The 3,656-nt window shown below is 62.8% G+C and carries 5 protein-coding genes and 1 rRNA gene; 3 read left to right on the forward strand and 3 right to left on the reverse strand.

All coding sequences use genetic code 11. From position 1 onward, the window contains the following. Positions 1-89, reverse strand: a 16S ribosomal RNA gene (locus VGN46_RS04240); the annotation flags it as partial. 441 nt (positions 90-530) lie between these two features. Between VGN46_RS04240 and VGN46_RS04245 the strand changes: the two genes are divergently transcribed. After that, entirely contained in the window at positions 531-974 is a 444-nt protein-coding gene (locus VGN46_RS04245) for a DUF192 domain-containing protein (RefSeq protein WP_331640972.1), read from the forward strand. Between the two features lie 2 nt (positions 975-976). Here the strand turns inward: VGN46_RS04245 and VGN46_RS04250 are convergent, their stop codons facing one another. Together VGN46_RS04250 and VGN46_RS04255 are read right to left on the reverse strand one after the other, a co-directional pair. After that, positions 977-1,156 carry a hypothetical protein gene (locus tag VGN46_RS04250; protein ID WP_331640975.1) on the reverse strand — a complete coding sequence of 60 codons (180 nt, stop codon included), beginning with the start codon at positions 1,154-1,156 and terminating at the stop codon, positions 977-979. A gap of 216 nt (positions 1,157-1,372) precedes the next feature. After that, positions 1,373-1,564, reverse strand: a complete 192-nt coding sequence (locus VGN46_RS04255) for a rubredoxin (RefSeq protein WP_331640977.1) — start codon at positions 1,562-1,564, stop codon at positions 1,373-1,375. Positions 1,565-1,658: 94 nt separating this feature from the next. Here VGN46_RS04255 and thiE point away from each other — a divergent pair, with 94 nt between their 5' ends. Next, the gene (gene thiE, locus VGN46_RS04260) at positions 1,659-2,309 is read left to right on the forward strand and encodes a thiamine phosphate synthase (RefSeq protein ID WP_331640979.1); all 651 of its coding nucleotides are present in this window, start codon (positions 1,659-1,661) and stop codon (positions 2,307-2,309) included. Continuing rightward, a complete protein-coding gene (gene hemL / locus VGN46_RS04265; protein ID WP_331640981.1) occupies positions 2,306-3,589 on the forward strand; it encodes a glutamate-1-semialdehyde 2,1-aminomutase in 1,284 nt (427 codons plus the stop codon). The genes thiE and hemL overlap by 4 nt, the downstream gene beginning before the upstream one ends. The last annotated feature ends 67 nt before the right edge of the window (positions 3,590-3,656 follow it).

Genomic DNA, 3,656 nt, shown 5'->3' on the forward strand with positions numbered 1-3,656 from the left:
GAGCAAGCTCTGCTGTGCTGCCGTTCGACTTGCATGTGTTAAGCATGCCGCCAGCGTTCAATCTGAGCCAGGATCAAACTCTTCACTTAAGTTTTCGACCATCCGAAGATGATCTATCTTTCTGAAGTGTTTAACCCCAACAAGAAAAAACTCATTGCTGACTTCTTTCTAGTGGGACACTTGCATTTGGTTGACTACTTCAGTCCACCGCAAGGCGTCCACACAATTCACCTGCGCACACTGTCAAAGATCTTGTTCGCTCCGCAGAGGCATTTCGCTTTCTGCGTCAGGACATTTCGTCCTAGTGAGCCGCCCATTCTATATCGTTTTTCGTTTCCGTCAACACCCTCGTGAATCTTTTTTCGAGGTAGTTGGTGAAGCGAAGAACTGTCGCGTGAGCTGCTTTGTTCGCGACCAGAAGAGAAGTATAGGGTCGGATGAGTGATCTGTGAAGGGGTTTTGCGACATATTTTTGAAAAAATCTGGCGCGATAGACTCATCGCTCCTCTCACACTAATAAGGAGTGATCGATGAAGACATGGATGCTCGCGGCGACACTGTATGTCATGCCGCTGGCGGCCTTCGCAGGGACATCGTCCGTCACCTTGCACGGCACGACGTTCTCTACGGAATTCGCAACCAATGATGCGCAACGCGAACACGGCTTGATGGACCGCGCCCATATGGATGCCGACCACAGCATGCTCTTCATCTTCCCTGCCGACGCGCCACGGGCCTTCTGGATGAAGAACACCCTTATCCCGCTCGACATCCTTTACTTCGACAGCGCGCGCAAGCTGGTCGCCATGCAATTGAACGCACAACCCTGCAAGGCCGATCCCTGTGCGATCTACCCCAGCGGGAATCTACCGGCGCGTTACGTCCTGGAGCTCAACGCCGGCACGGCGGGCAGGTTGGGACTGAAGCTGGGTGATGAGCTCACCGTGACCGGTACGCCGGACACGGCGCGCTAAGGTCAGGCGGCTTCAGGCCAGCCGGCAAACAGGTCTTCGCCGTCGAAGCGGCTCCCACAGCGGGCGGTGGCAGAGGAAGGCAACGGCAGGGGCGCGAGCACAGGGGATCCCGGTTCGGCCTGGCGCGGTACCAGGGCGGCCAGTTCGTCCCACTGGTCTTCAAAGGGAATGAATTGCTGCATGGCGGCTTCCTCCTCGATTCGGCCGACGTTGCGTGGCCTTGGGGATAGGGAAGCAGGGATTTCTGCCGTCGGGGTGGCGGAATGGGGCGGAATGGTGGCGGGTGCATCCCTTGGGGGAGGTTGAGGCGAACTGGCCCCGGGGCTGGGGCCCCGGGATCGCGCGCGAGCGCGCTCCTACAAGGGGTTGCTGGGGGGTGGGCCGAGGGAGCCGGGGGATTAGTCGAGTTCGACCATTTCGAAGTCGTCTTTGGTCACGCCGCAGTCGGGGCAGGTCCAGGTGTCGGGGATGTCTTCCCAACGGGTGCCGGGGGCGATGTCTTCTTCGGGCAGGCCCAGCGCTTCGTCGTAGATGAAGCCGCAGACGACGCACATCCATTTGCGCAGGGTGGTTTCGGTCGAGTTGCTCATAGCGTGTCGTACTGGTTCACTGGTAAGTCCCGCATTCTGTCATCCCCGGGGTTACCGCGATAGCGCGGTGCCCGTCCCCACCCGAAGGATCCCCATGAGCACCCTCCTCCGAACCCGACTCCGCGGCAAGGGCGTGTACGCCATCACCGACGGCCCGCGCGATGACCTGTTCGCGGCCGTAGAAGCGGCGTTGGCCGGCGGCGCCCGGCTGGTTCAGTACCGCGACAAAACCACTGATGCGACCCGCCGGCGCCAGGAAGCGGCCGAGCTGGCCACCCTGTGCGCCCGGCACGACGTTCCCCTGGTCATCAATGATGACGTTGCCCTGGCAAAGGAATGCGGTGCCGCCGGCGTGCACCTGGGCGTCCAGGACGTGTCGATCGCCGAGGCGCGCAGCCTCCTGGGCGAGGACGCGATCATCGGCGTCTCCTGCTACGGCTCGCCGGAGCGGGCGAAGCAGATGCGCGATGAGGGCGCGGACTACCTTGGTTTCGGTGCGATGTACCCCTCCACGACCAAACCGCATGCACCGGTCACGACCCACGACGTATTGACGCAGGCCTGCCAGTTGGGCCTGCCGGTCGTGGCTATCGGCGGGCTCACGCCGGACAATGCACGGCCCGTGATCGACGCGGGTGCGGATTACATCGCCGTGGTGTCAGCGATCTTCGCCGCGCCCGATATCCAGGCCGCTACGCGCCGCTTCGCCGATCTTTTCGATGCTCGCCCCGGAATCATTCAATGACCACGAATCACGAACTCTTCGCCCGCGCCCGCCAGCTGATGCCCGGCGGCGTGAACTCACCCGTGCGCGCCTTCAAGTCGGTCGGCGGCGAGCCGTTCTTCACGGCGCGCGCCGATGGCCCGTACCTGTGGGATGTGGAAGGCAAGCGCTACATCGATTACGTGGGCTCGTGGGGCCCGATGATCGCGGGGCATAACCACCCTGCCGTGCGCGACGCCGTGATCAAGGCCGCGCACGATGGCCTGAGCTTTGGTACGCCCTCCCCCGCCGAAGTCACCATGGCCGAGACCATCGTGACGTTGGTACCGTCGATCGACATGGTGCGCATGGTGAACTCGGGTACCGAGGCCACGATGTCAGCCATCCGTCTCGCGCGTGGCGCCACCGGCCGCAACAAGATCGTGAAGTTCGAAGGCTGCTACCACGGCCATGGCGATAGCTTCCTGGTGAAGGCCGGCTCGGGCGCGCTGACGTTTGGCGTGCCGACCTCGCCGGGCGTGCCGAAGGCGGCCGCCGACCTGACCCTGACGCTGCCGTACAACGACATCGATGCTGCAAAGGCGCTATTCGCCGAACACGGTGCGGATATCGCGGGCCTGATCATCGAGCCGGTCGCCGGCAACATGAACTGCATCCCGCCGAAGGATGGTTACCTCAATGCGCTGCGCGAACTGTGCACGGCGCATGGCGCGCTGCTGATCTTCGATGAAGTGATGACCGGTTTCCGCGTCGCACTCGGCGGCGCGCAGGCGTACTACGGGATCACCCCCGACCTGACCTGCTTCGGCAAGGTGATCGGCGGCGGCATGCCGGTGGGTGCATACGGTGGCCGTCGTGATCTGATGGAGCAGGTAGCACCGGCGGGTCCGGTGTATCAGGCCGGCACGCTTTCAGGTAACCCGGTGGCGATGGCCGCGGGACTCGCGATGCTGGGCCTGATCCAGGCGCCCGGTTTCTATGAAGACCTGGCGGCGCGCACGGCGAAGCTGACGGATGGCATCGCCGCGGCGGCGAAGAAACACGGCATTCCCTTCAGTGTGAACCGTGTCGGGGCGATGTTCGGGCTGTTCTTTACCAGCGAGAAGGTGGAGAGCTACACGCAGGCCACCGCGGCCGATGTCACGGCGTTCAACGCGTTCTTCCACGGGATGCTGGAGCGTGGCGTGTACCTGGCACCCTCGGCGTTTGAGGCGGGGTTTGTTTCCAGCGCGCATAGCGATGCAGTCATCGATGAAACGATCGCGACCGCCGATGCCGTATTCGCCACGCTAAAGAAATAACGCAGACCTGTAGGAGCGCGCTTGCGCGCGATGGGGGTTACGTCAAGCACCCATCGCGCGCAAGCGC

It is taken from the genome of Luteibacter sp. (assembly GCF_036500425.1).
Lineage (GTDB): Bacteria > Pseudomonadota > Gammaproteobacteria > Xanthomonadales > Rhodanobacteraceae > Luteibacter.

Excerpts from the sequence above, each read along its gene's own strand:
- VGN46_RS04245 (WP_331640972.1), top strand. The coding sequence starts at position 531 with ATGAAGACATGGATGCTCGCGGCGACACTGTATGTCATGCCGCTGGCG.
- VGN46_RS04250 (WP_331640975.1), bottom strand. The coding sequence starts at position 1,156 with ATGCAGCAATTCATTCCCTTTGAAGACCAGTGGGACGAACTGGCCGCC.
- VGN46_RS04255 (WP_331640977.1), bottom strand. The coding sequence starts at position 1,564 with ATGAGCAACTCGACCGAAACCACCCTGCGCAAATGGATGTGCGTCGTC.
- thiE (WP_331640979.1), top strand. The coding sequence starts at position 1,659 with ATGAGCACCCTCCTCCGAACCCGACTCCGCGGCAAGGGCGTGTACGCC.
- hemL (WP_331640981.1), top strand. The coding sequence starts at position 2,306 with ATGACCACGAATCACGAACTCTTCGCCCGCGCCCGCCAGCTGATGCCC.